Source organism: Acinetobacter sp. RRD8, from assembly GCF_031844225.1.
Lineage (GTDB): Bacteria > Pseudomonadota > Gammaproteobacteria > Pseudomonadales > Moraxellaceae > Acinetobacter.
Genome location: NZ_JAUZUU010000001.1, coordinates 559,435 through 574,925, shown reverse-complemented (window position 1 = coordinate 574,925; position 15,491 = coordinate 559,435). Strand labels below are relative to the sequence as shown.

General features: G+C 42.2%; 15 protein-coding genes. 8 read left to right on the top strand and 7 right to left on the bottom strand.

The annotated features are described in order from the left end of the window. Positions 1-21: 21 nt before the first annotated feature. Positions 22-513 (top strand): hypothetical protein, encoded by a 492-nt coding sequence (locus Q9R24_RS02780; RefSeq protein ID WP_153566967.1) that lies wholly within the window; start codon positions 22-24, stop codon positions 511-513. 257 nt (positions 514-770) lie between these two features. On the opposite strand, the gene Q9R24_RS02775 is transcribed toward Q9R24_RS02780, so the two are convergent. The 4 genes from Q9R24_RS02775 to gatC all read right to left on the bottom strand — a co-directional run bounded on the left by Q9R24_RS02775 (position 771) and on the right by gatC (position 5,702). Beyond that, the gene (locus Q9R24_RS02775; RefSeq protein ID WP_311203665.1) at positions 771-2,312 is read right to left on the bottom strand and encodes an FRG domain-containing protein; all 1,542 of its coding nucleotides are present in this window, start codon (positions 2,310-2,312) and stop codon (positions 771-773) included. Positions 2,313-2,375: 63 nt separating this feature from the next. Further along, complete coding sequence (gene gatB, locus Q9R24_RS02770) at positions 2,376-3,857, bottom strand: Asp-tRNA(Asn)/Glu-tRNA(Gln) amidotransferase subunit GatB (protein ID WP_311203664.1); 1,482 nt, start codon at positions 3,855-3,857, stop codon at positions 2,376-2,378. Continuing rightward, entirely contained in the window at positions 3,857-5,335 is a 1,479-nt protein-coding gene (gatA, locus tag Q9R24_RS02765; protein ID WP_085064471.1) for an Asp-tRNA(Asn)/Glu-tRNA(Gln) amidotransferase subunit GatA, read from the bottom strand. Before gatA ends, gatB begins: the two co-directional genes overlap by 1 nt. A gap of 52 nt (positions 5,336-5,387) precedes the next feature. Then, complete coding sequence (gatC, locus tag Q9R24_RS02760) at positions 5,388-5,702, bottom strand: Asp-tRNA(Asn)/Glu-tRNA(Gln) amidotransferase subunit GatC (protein ID WP_005262428.1); 315 nt, start codon at positions 5,700-5,702, stop codon at positions 5,388-5,390. A gap of 132 nt (positions 5,703-5,834) precedes the next feature. On the opposite strand from gatC, the gene Q9R24_RS02755 reads away from it, so the two are divergent. From Q9R24_RS02755 to Q9R24_RS02730, 6 genes are all read left to right on the top strand, one after another. Then, complete coding sequence (locus tag Q9R24_RS02755; protein ID WP_004279360.1) at positions 5,835-6,881, top strand: rod shape-determining protein; 1,047 nt, start codon at positions 5,835-5,837, stop codon at positions 6,879-6,881. Between the two features lie 16 nt (positions 6,882-6,897). Then, positions 6,898-7,755, top strand: a complete 858-nt coding sequence (gene mreC, locus Q9R24_RS02750) for a rod shape-determining protein MreC (RefSeq protein ID WP_004279362.1) — start codon at positions 6,898-6,900, stop codon at positions 7,753-7,755. Further along, positions 7,742-8,233, top strand: a complete 492-nt coding sequence (gene mreD / locus Q9R24_RS02745; RefSeq protein ID WP_253159266.1) for a rod shape-determining protein MreD — start codon at positions 7,742-7,744, stop codon at positions 8,231-8,233. The genes mreC and mreD overlap by 14 nt, the downstream gene beginning before the upstream one ends. Beyond that, the gene (locus tag Q9R24_RS02740) at positions 8,221-8,787 is read left to right on the top strand and encodes a Maf-like protein (RefSeq protein WP_311203663.1); all 567 of its coding nucleotides are present in this window, start codon (positions 8,221-8,223) and stop codon (positions 8,785-8,787) included. The genes mreD and Q9R24_RS02740 overlap by 13 nt, the downstream gene beginning before the upstream one ends. Before the next feature lie 38 nt (positions 8,788-8,825). Continuing rightward, positions 8,826-10,280, top strand: a complete 1,455-nt coding sequence (gene rng / locus Q9R24_RS02735; protein WP_004646221.1) for a ribonuclease G — start codon at positions 8,826-8,828, stop codon at positions 10,278-10,280. Positions 10,281-10,412: 132 nt separating this feature from the next. Then, complete coding sequence (locus Q9R24_RS02730; RefSeq protein WP_004646222.1) at positions 10,413-10,586, top strand: PA1571 family protein; 174 nt, start codon at positions 10,413-10,415, stop codon at positions 10,584-10,586. Positions 10,587-10,794: 208 nt separating this feature from the next. Here the strand turns inward: Q9R24_RS02730 and Q9R24_RS02725 are convergent, their stop codons facing one another. Both Q9R24_RS02725 and Q9R24_RS02720 read right to left on the bottom strand, forming a co-directional pair. Continuing rightward, a complete protein-coding gene (locus Q9R24_RS02725) occupies positions 10,795-12,177 on the bottom strand; it encodes a wax ester/triacylglycerol synthase family O-acyltransferase (RefSeq protein ID WP_005251228.1) in 1,383 nt (460 codons plus the stop codon). A 462-nt stretch (positions 12,178-12,639) separates the two neighbouring features. After that, positions 12,640-13,374, bottom strand: a complete 735-nt coding sequence (locus Q9R24_RS02720; RefSeq protein ID WP_311203662.1) for a phosphoadenylyl-sulfate reductase — start codon at positions 13,372-13,374, stop codon at positions 12,640-12,642. Positions 13,375-13,578: 204 nt separating this feature from the next. On the opposite strand from Q9R24_RS02720, the gene thrH reads away from it, so the two are divergent. Further along, positions 13,579-14,196, top strand: a complete 618-nt coding sequence (gene thrH / locus Q9R24_RS02715) for a bifunctional phosphoserine phosphatase/homoserine phosphotransferase ThrH (protein WP_311203661.1) — start codon at positions 13,579-13,581, stop codon at positions 14,194-14,196. A gap of 60 nt (positions 14,197-14,256) precedes the next feature. Here thrH and Q9R24_RS02710 read toward each other — a convergent pair whose 3' ends face one another. Further along, positions 14,257-15,435, bottom strand: a complete 1,179-nt coding sequence (locus tag Q9R24_RS02710) for an outer membrane protein transport protein (RefSeq protein WP_311203660.1) — start codon at positions 15,433-15,435, stop codon at positions 14,257-14,259. Positions 15,436-15,491 lie beyond the last annotated feature (56 nt).

Genomic DNA, 15,491 nt, shown 5'->3' with positions numbered 1-15,491 from the left:
ATTGAAGAACAGGAAATTATGATGGCGCATAGATCTTTCACAAAGCTTCGTACATTTTTAATAAGTGCAACATTATTATTAGGTGCAACTCAGGTTGCCATAGCAGGTCCAACAGTTGATCAGCTCAGTGACTGTTTGATGAAATCCACCACAGCCACCGATAAAACCACGGTCTTGCAATGGACCTTTGTGGCATTGGGTAATCATCCGGACTTAAAGGCTTTTAGTAATGTGACCGCTACTCAAAAGGAAGCATTAGATAAGAATCTGGCGACGGTGTTGCAGCGCATTTTAGTTGAGCAATGTTCAGCACAGACCAAGGCGGTGATTCAGGCTGAAGGTTTACAGGCAGTCGGGGACAGTTTCCAAACGTTGGGCAAAACCACAGGCGAGGAAATTTTAAAGAATCCTGAAATTAATAATCAGCTCAAAGGTGTGCTGCGTTATATCGATTTGAATCGTGTTGCACAGACTTTTTTGACACCGGGTTTGTTGAATAAGTTGGGGTTGTAAGAGAGATGTAAGACTCTTTTTGATCTAGTAAATCCTCTTCCTAACCCTCACTTGCGCTTCGTTTTAAAGCAGTGCTTTAAAACTTGCTCAGGAGAGGGAACCACGTGTATCAAATTGATTACGTGACACTCCCTCTCCCGTTGGGAGAGGCCTGGGGTGAGGGAACTAGTCATGCATAAAAAGGACTTTGAGAGTTGGATGCGTCCTAAGTCTTCGAGTTTGGTGATAGAAGATACTTTTTTTGATGGTCATATTTATTAGCTGTCTAATTCAAGCTTTTCCTTTATATATTTTGCTGAATTTTCAATATCAGGATAAATAGTAGCTTTATTTATACCTAATAAATCTAACTCTTTTAAAATATTAATTTTATCCTTATATTTGATTTTAAATTTAATAATATCAATATCAGGATGAGTGGTAGGATCTAGCTCATGATCATAACCAAACAGTAGGAATGAACCTGCCTGAGCTTGAATGCGTTTATCAATTTTTTTACCTTTTACACAAATTATTTTTTTTAGGTCATTCGATTCGATTCTTGGTTTAAAATATGGTTTTTCACTTTTGATAAAATGTAAATATTGTTCACATACTTTATCACTGGAGGGTAACCTAGGTTTTTTTATAATTATTTTTTCTATGTAATCTTTTTGTGTGCTATTTAATTTAACAATGTTTGAAATACAGGTAACTTTATCTGAATCAGAAAAATTGATAGCTTCTTTTTTTATAAGAAATAAAATTACTTCACCAGTGCTAAAAACTTTTTCATAATATTTGAAGTCCTTTACAATTATTTCATTGTTTGAAGGTAGAGTGGGTCGCACAGCCAAAAGATTTAGATCAAAATGTTCATCAGGAAGTTCAGAGGCAAAATACAGAGCAGTTAGTGGATTACTTGAAATATCTAATAATCTAGTTGGCATTCCATAGTGTTGCATTCTCGTTAAAGTGTCTATGGCAGCTGGCTCTTGATTAAAAAAACTAGGCTCAGCTGTAATCAATTCTCTATAAAGTATATGTTCACTTCTTTCATAAATTTTCCCTTTCGTACCGAATGATCTAAAGATTGACGGAGTTAATCTATATATGTCTTTAGAATGACCACGAAAAAAAACCTCATATTTTCTATCTGATTTTATTGACCGTGTTGTTGAAATGATTAAGTCAATATATTGTGAAACATTGGTAATATATATATTATTAATATTAGGAATATTGATGCTTGATTGAGAGCTTATTTCACTTGAAGAAAATCCAGATGGTTTAATTTCTTGAGTTTTATTATTTGAGATTTCTTTAAAATTTTCTCGATAATTATTGATGTCTTGAAATATCGAAAACTCATCAAGGATAGAAATTAAATCTCCTTCTTTAATAGTCCAATGAGTTCCTTGAAGTTCAGCAAGATTTATTTTTAAATTTTTAATTAATAAATTTTTTGTACTATTATAGTCTTCGATATCATCTCTTGGATCAGCTTTGTTTAGTGTTTTTTTGAAATTATATAAATTTAATTTTTTACAGTAAGTAGTTAATATTCTATTTTTTTTGTCTAATCTAAAATCTTTTATTTTTACTAGAAAAGTTTGAAATCTTAGATCATCAAAAATAATTAATGTAGGATAACTTTTTATTTCATTAAGAAATTCATTAGGCATTTTATCAAAATTATATTTAAGATTTTCATCTGTAAATTCTAAAAATCTATAAAGAGGAATTCTGAAAGAAATATTACCATCACTATTTACATGTAAATCAGAAGCATCGTTTAATTTTATTAAATTATAAAACATATTAAAAAAACCCCGCATTAAGCGAGGTTTTTATAACATGAAATCAATTAATTAGCGAATAAATTAACCAATCAATTTCTTCATCAACTCATTCACTTGCGCAGGGTTAGCTTTCCCTTTTGCAGCTTTCATCACTTGACCAACAAGACCGTTGAAAGCTTTCTCTTTACCAGATTTATACTCTTCAACCATCTTCTCATTGGCAGCAAGTACTTCCTTAATAATCGCTTCAATTGCGCCTGTATCAGTTTCCTGTTTCAAGCCTTTCTCAGCAATAATTTCGTCCGCGGATTTGCCTTCGTCCCACATAAAGCCGAAGACTTGCTTCGCGATCTTACCGTTAATTGTGTTGTCCACAATACGTGCAATCATACCACCAAGTTTTTCAGCTGATACAGGAGAGTCAGCCAAATCTAGGCCTGCTTTATTTAAAGCACCTGAGAATTCGCCCATCACCCAGTTTGCCGCAATCTTACCTTGTGCAGCGCCACCAGCAGCCTTAACAACTTCTTCGTAGAACTCTGACATTTCACGAGTCAATGTAAGCACGTGCGCATCGTACTCAGTCACGCCAAAGTCCGCCACGAAACGCGCACGACGTGCAGCAGGCAACTCAGGCATGGTTGCTTTAATTGCTTCGATTTGCTCATCCGCAATCACCACGGGCAACAAGTCTGGGTCAGGGAAGTAGCGGTAATCGTTCGCCTCTTCTTTAGAACGCATTGAGCGCGTTTCCATCTTCACAGGGTCGAACAAACGCGTTTCTTGATCGATGGTGCCATCCCAGTCCAGAATTTCCATCTGACGCTCAATTTCAACATTGATCGCTTGTTCAATGAAACGGAATGAGTTCAGGTTTTTCAATTCACAACGTGTACCAAATGGTTGACCCGGACGACGTAAAGACACGTTACAGTCACAGCGGAACGAACCTTCGGCCATGTTACCATCGGAAATACCTAACCAGCGCACTAGCGTGTGAATCGCTTTAATGTATGCAACCGCTTCTTCAACTGAACGCATATCCGGTTCAGAAACGATTTCAAGCAGCGGCGTACCGGCACGGTTTAAATCGATACCAGACATGCCTTCAAACTGGTCATGAATCGATTTGCCTGCATCTTCCTCTAAATGCGCACGCGTTACGCCAATGCGTTTAACGGTGCCATCTTCAAGCTGGATGTCGATATGACCCAAACCCACAATCGGGTTGTCCATCTGGCTGATCTGGTAGCCTTTTGGAGAGTCCGGGTAGAAATAGTTTTTACGCGCAAATACAGACGCCTGATCGATATAGGCATCGATACCTAAACCAAAGCGAATCGCAAGATCAACCACTTCTTTGTTCAATACCGGTAATACGCCCGGCATAGCCAAATCAACCAGGCTGGCTTGGGTGTTTGGATCATTACCGAATACAGTCGATGAGCCCGAGAAAATTTTGGTATTGGTGGCAAGCTGAGTGTGAATCTCGATACCAATAACGACTTCCCAACCATCAATCAGGTTGGATTTCGGTTTAGCCGATTTTTGAGCTTGAGCCATTATGCATTCTCCTCAGCAATTGCAGCGCGTTTTGTATGCCAATCTGTGGCCTGTTGATACTGATGTACCACAGATAACAATTGAGATTCTGACCAGTAATTCCCAATCAGCTGTAAGCCAACTGGCAAGTTGTTCTGGTCAAAACCGACAGGCGCGTTAATCGCAGGAAGACCTGCTAGGTTGACAGCAAGTGTATAAATATCGCCTAAGTACATTTCAACTGGCGTCAGATCCGCACCAATTTTATAGGCAGTCGTTGGCGCAGAAGGTGCTGCAATGACATCGACCGATTCAAATGCTTTGAGGAAATCTTGCTGGATCAGGCGACGTACTTTCTGTGCTTTTACATAGTAAGCATCGTAATAACCTGCAGACAGGGCATACGTACCAATCAGGATACGGCGTTGCACTTCTGCACCAAAACCTTCTGAACGTGAACGCTTGTACAGGTCCATCAGGTCCACAGGATTTTCTGCGCGATAGCCATAACGTACGCCATCAAAACGTGATAGGTTCGAAGAAGCTTCGGCAGGTGCGATCAGGTAATAAGTCGGAACATAGCTTTCAGTCATGTTGAGGTCGATCTCAACAAGCGTAGCGCCCATTTCTTCTAACTTTTTAAGTGATTCTTCGACACGTGCTTTAACATCTTCAGCTAGGCCAGCAACATTAAAATACTGTTTTGGAATACCAATGCGTAAACCTTTTACTGAGGTAGCGTTCAGGTTCGCGACATAGTTATCTACCACTTGATCCATTGAAGTTGAATCTTTGGCATCATGACCGGCCATGACATTCATCAGGTAAGCACAGTCTTCTGCAGAACGTGCCATCGGACCGCCTTGATCCAGTGATGATGCATAGGCAATCATACCGAAGCGCGATACACGACCGTAAGTCGGTTTAAGACCGGTCAGACCACAGAAAGACGCAGGTTGACGAATAGAACCACCGGTATCAGTACCGGTTGCAAATGGTGCCAAATCCGCTGCCACAGCTGCTGCAGAACCGCCTGAAGAACCACCAGGGACATGGCCCAGGTTCCAAGGGTTGGCAGTTGCGCCGTAATATGAGTTCTCAGAGGTCGAACCCATCGCGAATTCGTCCATGTTCACTTTACCCAAAGTGACCAGGCCCGCAGCTTTACCTTTCGCTACAACGGTTGCGTCGTAAGGAGAGATAAAATTGTCCAGCATTTTTGAACCGGCAGTGGTTTTAATGCCTTGGGTACAGAAAATGTCTTTGTGGGCAACTGGCACACCAGTCAGGGCAGAGGCATTGCCAGCTTTGATTGCAGCATCGGCAGCATCAGCTTCAGCCAACGCCTGTTCAGCAGTTACCGTCACATAAGCCTTGACCTGTGCATCAATTTTTGCGATGCGCTTTAAGTAGTGTTCAGTCAATTCGCGAGATGAAAACTGGGCATTTGCCAGACCTTCACTAAGTTCACGAATGGATAAGCGATGTAAATCTGTCATGAGAAATAATTCTTTACGTTTAATTTAATAAAAAGAATGAACTGGGTAGTAATTACTCAATCACGCGCGGTACGAGGTACAAGCCATCCTGAACAGCTGGTGCAACTGCTTGGTATTGCTCACGATGATTGGTTTCGGTAACCACATCATCACGTAGCGGCTGAGGGTGGTCGAAAGGGCTTTTCAGGGGTTCAATACCGTCGGTATTGATGCCTTTCAGGGTTTCCATCATGCCTAAAATTTTATTTAAACTTTGAGCATATTCAGCAGATTGCGTATCATTGAGAGATAACCTTGCAAGGTTGGCAATGGCTGAAACTGTTTCTGCACTTAAATCTGCAGAATGCTGTGCATCCGATGTAGACATAATATTACCTAATCAGTATTAAAAAAATTCAAATTATCATGCGTTATGATAAGCGATTGACTTGTCCAAATCATCACATTTAGTTAAAGTGGCCACCTTGCGTCCATATAAAGTTTAACTGAGAACGTCCCCGTGATTCTAAAACGACTAATAGGCTTGTTTTCGCCCGATCTTGCCATTGATTTAGGTACAGCAAATACACTTATTTATGCGCCAGGACGAGGCATTATATTAAATGAACCGACGGTTGTAGCCATCCGTCATAGTGGTTCACATAAAATTGTTGCGGCAGTCGGTCTTGAAGCGAAGCAAATGCTAGGTCGTACCCCAGCCAATATCTCAGCGATCCGTCCTATGAAAGACGGTGTGATTGCGGATTTTGAAGTCACTGAGACCATGCTGAATCAGTTTATTCGCAAAGTACATGAAAACCGTTTATTTACTCCGGCACCGCGTGTCGTGGTTTGCGTGCCATGTAAATCGACTCTGGTTGAGCGCCGTGCCATTCGTGAAGCCGTGTTTAATGCGGGCGCACGTGATGTACGTTTAATTGAAGAGCCAATGGCAGCAGCGATTGGTGCAGGTATGCCAGTTGAGCAGGCTTGTGGTTCGATGGTGGTCGATGTTGGCGGTGGTACCACTGAAATTGCAATCATTTCCCTACAAGGTTGTGTTTATGCAGACTCTTTACGGATTGGCGGTGATGTCTTTGATGAGCAGATCATTAACTATGTGCGTAAAGCGCATGGCTGTGTGATCGGCGAAACCACGGCTGAAGTAATCAAAAAAGAAGTGGGTATGGCGTTGCCAGATGAAGGTGCTAAACCGCTTGAAATTGAAGTTCGTGGCCGTAACCTCGCAGAAGGTGTGCCTCGCGCAATCGTGGTTAATTCTGACGAAGTCACCCAAGCGATTTCTGATCCATTACAAAACATCGTGTCTGCGGTGAAATCTGCTTTAGAACATACCCCTCCTGAGCTTTCTTCGGACATCGCTGAACGTGGTATCGTGTTAACTGGTGGTGGTGCATTACTGCGTAACCTGGACAAGCTGCTTGCCAAAGAAACTGGCCTGCCGGTGGTGGTGGCAGAAGATCCACTATCATGCGTGACACGTGGTGGCGGCAAGGTACTCGAATTTTTCGACAACCCAAATCATGACATGTTATTCGTAGGCTAAGAAAAGGATTCGGCGGGTGCAAGCACATCTGTTTTCTCGACAACCGCCATCTTTTCGCTCTTTTATCATTGCATTGGTAACATGCTTGGTGGTGCTTTTCTTTGATTGGCGCATGCCGCATGTTGTTCAACCTGCAAGGGATGTCCTGTACGCTGCTTATAATCCTATTTATGCGGTGGCCAGTTATCCGGTATTGTCGCGAGAGTGGTTGAATCAACAAACCAAGTCTGAAGCTCAGTTGCGTCGGGAAAATACCGCGATGCAGGCCGAGCTGTTACAGGCACAGGTACGCTTACAAAAAATCTCTGAACTTTCTGCTGAAAATACACGTTTGCGCGGTCTATTGGACACGCCACTGATCATTGATGGACGTATTGAAATTGCCGAAGTGATTGGTACCGATGCCGATCCATTACGGCATATTATCGTGATCAACCGGGGTTCGAATAACGAGCTGAAAGTCGGGCAAACGGTACTGGATGACAAGGGTATCATGGGACAGATTATCAATGTCTATCCGCATAGTAGCCGGGTCATGCTGTTGTCCGATAAAGAACATTCACTGTCAGTACGTCTGGAACATACCGGTATGCGTGCCATTGTTTCGGGCACAGGTGATCTGGGACGTTTAAAAATGGAATATGTACCGACCAGCGCCAATATCAAGGTCGGTGAAAAAGTCTATAGTTCGGGCTTGGGACAACATTTTCCGGCAGGTTATCTGGTAGGGCAGGTATCTAAAGTACAACGCCATAATTCTGGTGAATTTGCCCAGATTGATGTGACGCCTGCGGCTCAGCTGGCCGGTGGACATCATGTGGTGGTGTTATTTTCCGATTCATTAGCGATGGAGCAACCGCATGTCAATCGCTAAGATGAAATCCAGAAAGCATCGTGACCCTTTAATGGCCATCGTCATTTCGGTGATTGTGGCTTCTATTTTAATGGTCTATCCACTTTCCTATAATCTTTCGGGCTGGCGTCCGCTGTTTATGCTGATGATCATGCTCTTCTGGGTGTTGTGTCAGCCGACTTGGTGCGGGATCTGGTTTGCCTTTGGCACCGGTATTTTTATTGATCTGCTGCTGGATGCACCTTTGGGTCTGAATGCGCTAAGCTTTATCATTATTGCCTTTTTAGCCCGCTTTCTGACCCGTGAACGCCGTATCCTGACCTTTAATAATCTCTGGGTGATTATGGGGCTGGCGATTGTCGCATATCTGCTGATGATCTTTTTTACCCAGATTATGGCTGGCGTGCAATTTTCTTATGCACGGCACTGGATTCCGATGCTGACCAGTATTCTGGTTTGGCCTGCTATTTATTATGTGCTCAAAAAATGGCGCGTATAATTCTAGCTTCCAGCTCACCCCGGCGCCGCGAGTTGTTACAGCAACTCGGGCTGAGCTTCGATATTTACAGTCCCGAGATCGACGAATCGGTACAAGCAGGCGAGTCGGTTGCAGCCTATGTTGAACGTCTGGCACGAGCCAAAGCGGATGCTGTGGCCGAGCGTTATCCAAATGCCATTATCATTGCTGCAGATACCAGTCTGGGAGTGGATCAGGAGATTTTAGGCAAGCCTGAATCCAAACAACATGCGATTGAAATGTGGACAAAAATCTCCGGTCGGTGGCATGATGTCTATAGTGGTGTCTGTGTTCGTACAAAGCATGAAAAATACAGTATAGTGGTGCGCACACAGGTCGAATTTCAAATCCTGAGCGCTGCAGATATGGAAAGTTACTGGGCGACAGGTGAGCCCTTGGGTAAAGCAGGGGCTTATGCAATTCAAGGAATTGCTGCACGTTATATTCCAAAAATACAGGGCAGTTATTTCAATGTGGTCGGCTTGCCTTTATATGAGACAGTACAGTTATTACAGACGGTTAAGGCACTAAATTAACTGCTGAAAAGAATTCTTATAATGTTTTGAGTGTAGTTATGTCTGACGAGTTGTTGATTAACGTCACGCCGATGGAATGTCGGGTCGCGTTAATTGAAAACGGCACGGTCAATGAACTGTTTGTCGAGCGTACGGCCAAGCGTGGCCTGGTAGGGAATGTCTATAAAGGAAAAGTGGTGCGGGTCTTACCCGGCATGCAGGCTGCTTTCGTGGATATCGGACTTTCTCGTACTGCGTTTTTACATATCAATGATATGGTCTGGCCCCGCAATCAGCCAACCCCGAATGTCTTTGAGCTACTTCAACCGGGACAAGTCCTCACGGTTCAGGTGATGAAAGATATGCTCGGTACCAAAGGCGCACGCCTGTCTACCGATCTGTCGATTCCTTCGCGTTATTTGGTGCTGATGCCATATGGCAATCATATAGGTGTATCACAACGGATTGAATCTGAGGAAGAGCGCAATCGCTTGCGTTCCATCATTGAGCGGATTCAGGCAGAACATAAGCTGCCGGGTTCAGTGATTGTGCGTACTGCGGCAGAAGGGATTGAAGAAGAAGCCATCGCACAGGATATGGCTTATCTGGCCAAGCTTTGGGAATATATCCAGCGCAAGCAGAAGATTATTGCAGTACCGTCTTTGATCTTTGAAGAATTGCCTTTGCCGCAACGGGTGATTCGTGATCTGGCCAATGAAGAAACTGCTAAAATTTACGTGGATTCACGTGAAATTCATGCCAAGTTGCAGGAATTTGTCGAAGAATTTGTTCCGAACATGAAAGACCGTTTGCTGCATTATCCGGGTGAACGGCCAATTTTTGACTTGTATAATGTCGAAGAAGACCTGCAAAAGGCATTGCAAACTCGTGTCGCATTGAAGTCCGGCGGCTATCTGATGATTGACCAGACTGAAGCCATGGCCACGATTGATGTCAATACTGGTTCTTATGTTGGTGGTCGTTCGCTGGAAGATACGGTTTTTAAAACCAATATGGAAGCGACCGATGTCATCGCACGTCAGTTACGTCTGCGTAATCTGGGCGGAATTATTATCATTGATTTCATTGATATGCAGGAAGCGCAGCATCGTGAAGAAGTAATGAAACAGTTTGAGCGCATGCTGGAACGTGACCATGCCAAGACCAAGATTACTCAGGTATCGGAACTGGGCCTGGTAGAAATGACCCGGAAACGCACCCGTGAGTCGCTGGAACATTTGCTCTGTGAATCTTGTCCGACCTGTCAGGGACGTGGTTATGTCAAAACAGCCGAGTCAGTATGTTACGAAATATTCAGGGAAATTCTGCGTTATGCCCGTGCTTATGAGTCACAGAGTGGCTTTACTGTCGTCGCGCATCCGGCTGTCATTGATCGATTATTGACGGCAGAAGCGCCTGCAGTCGCTGATCTGGAACATTTCATTAATCGCGTGATTAAGTTCCAAGTGGAAAATCTGTATACGCAAGAGCAATACGATATCATTCTCAGCTGAAATTGTAACAGAATATCGTTAAACACTTGTTACATCTGAAATTTTACAACAGGGCCTTTATTTACAATACTAGATGCATGAATTAGCCAAAGCCGTTTCTCCCAGTTTCAGGCTTAGCAAAAGGAGTGTGTGATGAGTATGAGTAAAGCAGTAATCCATAAAGGCCTAAAACACGTATTAGAACCAAAGACTGTACATGCGGGATATATCGTCGATGAGCGCGGTAATGAAGTTCAGATTACCGCGAGCATGATCCGTAACGTCTGCCATCAATTATTACAACAGTGCCGTACTATTAAAAGCTGATTATATTTGTGCATTGTTTTTAACTTGTCAAAAAATGATTTGGATAGACGTTTAAATAGAGAAGTCATCCAAAATTTCTAAAATAATTTAAAAAGATTCCAAAAAATAAAGAAAAGGGACCAGATCGGTCCCTTTATTCTGTGCTCAAAGACTGGCAAAAATGATCAGCATCTTTGGCAGTCCATCTATCTTATTTATTCATCCGCGGCTAGCTTACCGCTCGTAACTTTGGGACAGGTTCGCCATCTACAATAAGTTCAAAACGTTGAATTTCTTCTTCCAGATGTGTCAGCAAGTTCTGCATTTTCGGCAGGGCATTACGACATGCGGTCAAGCCGACTTCCAGTTTGTCTAGATAGCTGGTCATAGTGATATTCAAGGCCTGACCATCCAGTACGATGGAAGCCGGATAAAGTGCTTCAAGACGTGCACCATTCCAATACAATGGTTCTTGTGGCCCAGGTACATTGGAAATAATGACGTTAAACGCCTGACGTGTCGGCATTAAACCGGAGGCAATATTCAGACCTGCTGCACCGTAGACAAAGGCACTATAGTTCAAAATCTGGTTGGCATTCATACGTTTGAAGCGTTCTTTGGCACTCAGCACACTGCGACGTACGATCTTGAGACGTTCCAGCGGATCTTCTTTATGCGTACCCAGATTGGCCAGAATCATGGTAATACGGTTGGATATATCTGAATCGTCACTGCGAACAGAAGCTGGAACCATAGCAATTAACGGTTTTTTCGGTAAGGCATTTTGCGATAATAAATATTCACGTAATGCACCTGAACAAATGGCCAGGACGATATCATTAATGGTCACGCCCAATGCCTTAGAAATATGACGTAAACGTGAAAATTCGAAAGACTGGGCTGCAAAGCGACGTGAAGCACTGACGCGTTGATTCAGAATACTGCTTGGCGCCTGAAAGCTGGATACATAATCCGGATTGCGTCCCATATCTTTCATGACGGTTTGCGACAGTTCATAAGCAACTCGTGGCGCACATTCCAGTTGCCCCTTAATGGTCTGCAGGACATTTTTAAACCTGTTCACTTTAGGTGCTTTCAGGCGTTTGGCACGTGGGCCTTCCACACACCATGGCGGTACAATACTCTTGGCATTTGGATCATGTGAAAGCGACTTTTCTACCAGACGCATGCCAGCGATTCCATCCACCATAGCATGGTGAATTTTGAAATACATGGCAAAACGGTTTCCTTCAATGCCTTCAATAATATGACAGGTCCATAAAGGTTTGGCACGATCAATCAGGGCACTATGTTCTTGAGAAATATAGGTTAGCAATTCACGGATACGGCCCGGTTTTGGCAGGGCAATATGACGAAAATGATGATCTAAATCAAATTCTTGGTCTTCATCCCAAAACAGGCCGTTTAAATAATTGTTAAAAGGTGGAATTGGAGAGCATTTTGAATTTTGGATATCCGTGACTAGATCCTGAATAAAGGAAGCTGGCGCATTGTCGGGAATTTGGAATAAAAATAGTCCACCTACATGCATAGGCTGCTGCCGTTTCTCTAAAGTTAAGAAAATAAAATCAATTGGATGTAATGGACGCATAGCGTGGATTGCCTCACTGCATTCTCTATGGCTTTTTTGCTAAAAGGCCTTGTTAGAATTATTACTTTAGTTTTTAAAGTATATCTTTTTTAGCATATAAATGAACTGCTTTATCTTGCCTTAACTGTGAAAAAGTGGCTATTGACAAGAACAAAATATCTTCCTAAGTTTATGAAATGTGAAAATTTTAGTTTTAAAATAGATTTGTAAAAATAGTATTTACTAGGCGAAGTGGAGTGTAACTTAATAATTATGTGTTATTAAAAGAATAGCATTATGTTCAATTTCACATTTTATACAAATAAATCAATGAGCTAAAATTTTATAAATTCTTTAATTAAAATAATATTATCCCGATAAAAGGTAATTTATATCTTGTCACTAAATGTAAAATTATCAATTAAAAAGACTATCTTTATTAAAAAATAGTCTTTCAATCAATAGCAACGATAAAACTTAATTTTATTTTTTTAGATTGCCAGCATGTAAGCCACATTCTTTATGGGTAGCTTCTTCCCACCACCAGCGGCCTTCGCGTTCATGCTGATTTGGCAGCACAGGGCGAGTACAAGGTTCACAGCCGATAGAAACAAAACCTTTTTCATGCAGGGCATTATAAGGGACTTCCATCATACGGATATAACTCCAGACATCTGCACTGGACCAGTTGGCTAGAGGATTGTACTTGATCAACTGTTTTCCCGGACCGGAGAAACCTGGATCTGCTTGAACCACAGGAATTTCATTGCGTGTACCCGGACTTTGGTCTTTGCGCTGACCAGTAATCCAGCCATCCAGCGTCGCCAGTTTTTTACGTAGCGGTTGAACCTTGCGTATACCGCAACATTCCTGATGACCATCTTCAAAGAAACTGAATAAACCTTTGGTGGTCACTAAATTTTGTACTGCATCCGTTTCAGGGAAGCAGATTTCAATCTCGATGTTGTAATGCTTACGCACCCGTTCAATAAACTGATAGGTTTCTGCATGTAGACGGCCAGTATCCAGACTGAATACCCGGAACGGTTTACCGAGATGCGATGCCATATCAATCAATACAACATCTTCAGCACCAGAAAATGAAATCGCAATTTCACCTTGCTGGCTCAGTGCAAGTGCCAAAATTTTATTGGGCGATTTATCTGCATATTCAGATGCAAGCGCATCGATACGATCAATAGTAGGAATGATGGTCATGAGAGTCCTGGCGATATAGGCTTGGAAAGGACATAGCCTATATTAATTAATTTCACATCTATTTTAATAGAATTGATTTAGTTGACTTATCACTAAAAAATAAATACTTATGAAAAAAATAGATTTAAAAAAGTACAGTACAAAATCTGTTGCTTCAGCTATGATAGTGCAAAATTTTTTCAATACAACTCAGAGGGAATGTTCATGGAAGTCGTATGTCTAGATTTAGAAGGCGTGTTGGTTCCAGAAATCTGGATTAACTTTGCCAAAAAAACCGGTATTAAAGAGCTTGAAGCGACGACTCGTGACATTCCTGACTATGATGTACTGATGACCCAACGTCTGAATATTTTAAAACAGCATGATTTAGGCTTGAACGATATTCAGGAAGTGATTGCAGAAATGGGTCCATTCCCAGGAGCAAAAGAATTTGTGAAATGGGTGAGTACGCATTTTCAATTGATTATTCTTTCAGATACTTTCTATGAATTTGCACATCCACTCATGAAGCAACTGGATTGGCCGACGATTTTCTGTCATAAACTGGAAACAGATGAAGCAGGTATGATCTCGGCTTATAAACTTCGTCAGCCAGATCAGAAACGTCAAGCTGTTAAAGCACTGCATGGTTTGAACTTCCGTGTGATTGCGGCAGGGGATTCTTATAACGATACCACCATGCTGGGCGAAGCAGATGCAGGTTTCCTGTTTGATGCACCTGAGAATGTCATTGCAGAATTCCCGCAATTCCCGCCAATTAATGGTTATGACGCGTTAAAAGAAGCCATTCGTAATGCTTCAGTGCGTGATATTCCAGCTTAAAGAATCAAAGTAAATAAAAAAGGCGCTATAAGCGCCTTTTTTATTTAATCTATGAATTAATTAGAAGCGATAACCGATTTTCATACCATAGGCAATTGCAGTGTTGTCTTCAAAACTTCCAACTACGGTGCCTCCAGTCTGCGCCTGAGCATCGCCTAGCCAAAGGTATCTTACACCCGCAGCAATAAAGTAGTTTTCTGCCGGGCTGTATTGACCGCCTAAGCCAACACTCCAGTAACCTTCAATTGGACCTAAAGTCGTTACTGGGTTACCTGCGCCAGAATCATAGCCTATAGACGTTGTGCCTGCCCATTTATTATTGAATTTGTGTGAAAGTCCAATATTCGCCGACCATTGGTCATCAGAGTAGTCAATCAGATTTTGAGCTTTTCCTCTGGCTGCGGTTGCCGCTGCCAATGCTGCCGGTTTGACTGCAAATTGGTCCCAATGTACCCAGCGAATATTGGCGAATGCTAAAGTATCTTTTGCAACGCCCGATTGTAGATCAATATTTACAGACTGCGGTGTAACAACTTCTGTTTGAGTTTTTGGACGAAGAATTGTGCCAAATCCAAATGATTCGGTAGTATCTAGTTCATGCTTAATTTCAGAACGGTATGTCACAGCTGCTTTTAATGCAATCTCTGGGATTGAGTACGCTGCACCAGCAAGCCAGCCGTAGGCTTCTGTTTCCTTAAACTTAATGTCATAACTACCTAGAACTGCAGCACCACCATAAGCTGTGCCGCGTAAAGAAACTTTGCCTTCAACAGTTTGGTAAACTGGGCCTGCGTAGAAGTTCCAGTTTTCATTTGGCTGATATCCAATGAGCGCAGTGATGTTGTTTGTCTTTACTTCAACAGAAGTGCCTTCCAATGTATTTGTTACTGTATTCTGTTGAGCAAAAGCATTAGATTCAGGTGCATATTGCGAGTCTGCACCAAATGGTTGATCATAAAGTAAGCCCAAAGAAATTTGATCTGTTGCTTGCACTTTTACAGCAGCAGTAGGGAAATAATAGTCTTCGCCCATATCGCTGACAGATTTATTACTTCCTCTAGGAGGAAGGTCTTTACCTTCAATTGTTGGATCAATTACTGTAAAACCAGCTTCAGCATAGTTGCCCGATTGAAAAAAAGCAGACATTGATTGCCCAGATCGATCTAGACCGCCAGCTATGACAGAAGTTGTTGGGATTAAGCTGAGCAAAATAGCCGAGCGAAGAGCTGTAAGCTTCATAGGGAACATTCCTTGTTGTAGCTTTATGTAAGTGATTGGCACGAAAAGTAACATAA

Bases quoted from the DNA above. Each gene is read 5' to 3' on its own strand.
- Q9R24_RS02780 (WP_153566967.1), top strand. From the start codon at position 22: ATGGCGCATAGATCTTTCACAAAGCTTCGTACATTTTTAATAAGTGCA.
- Q9R24_RS02775 (WP_311203665.1), bottom strand. From the start codon at position 2,312: ATGTTTTATAATTTAATAAAATTAAACGATGCTTCTGATTTACATGTA.
- gatB (WP_311203664.1), bottom strand. From the start codon at position 3,857: ATGGCTCAAGCTCAAAAATCGGCTAAACCGAAATCCAACCTGATTGAT.
- gatA (WP_085064471.1), bottom strand. From the start codon at position 5,335: ATGACAGATTTACATCGCTTATCCATTCGTGAACTTAGTGAAGGTCTG.
- gatC (WP_005262428.1), bottom strand. From the start codon at position 5,702: ATGTCTACATCGGATGCACAGCATTCTGCAGATTTAAGTGCAGAAACA.
- mreD (WP_253159266.1), top strand. From the start codon at position 7,742: ATGTCAATCGCTAAGATGAAATCCAGAAAGCATCGTGACCCTTTAATG.
- Q9R24_RS02740 (WP_311203663.1), top strand. From the start codon at position 8,221: ATGGCGCGTATAATTCTAGCTTCCAGCTCACCCCGGCGCCGCGAGTTG.
- rng (WP_004646221.1), top strand. From the start codon at position 8,826: ATGTCTGACGAGTTGTTGATTAACGTCACGCCGATGGAATGTCGGGTC.
- Q9R24_RS02730 (WP_004646222.1), top strand. From the start codon at position 10,413: ATGAGTATGAGTAAAGCAGTAATCCATAAAGGCCTAAAACACGTATTA.
- Q9R24_RS02725 (WP_005251228.1), bottom strand. From the start codon at position 12,177: ATGCGTCCATTACATCCAATTGATTTTATTTTCTTAACTTTAGAGAAA.
- Q9R24_RS02720 (WP_311203662.1), bottom strand. From the start codon at position 13,374: ATGACCATCATTCCTACTATTGATCGTATCGATGCGCTTGCATCTGAA.
- thrH (WP_311203661.1), top strand. From the start codon at position 13,579: ATGGAAGTCGTATGTCTAGATTTAGAAGGCGTGTTGGTTCCAGAAATC.
- Q9R24_RS02710 (WP_311203660.1), bottom strand. From the start codon at position 15,435: ATGAAGCTTACAGCTCTTCGCTCGGCTATTTTGCTCAGCTTAATCCCA.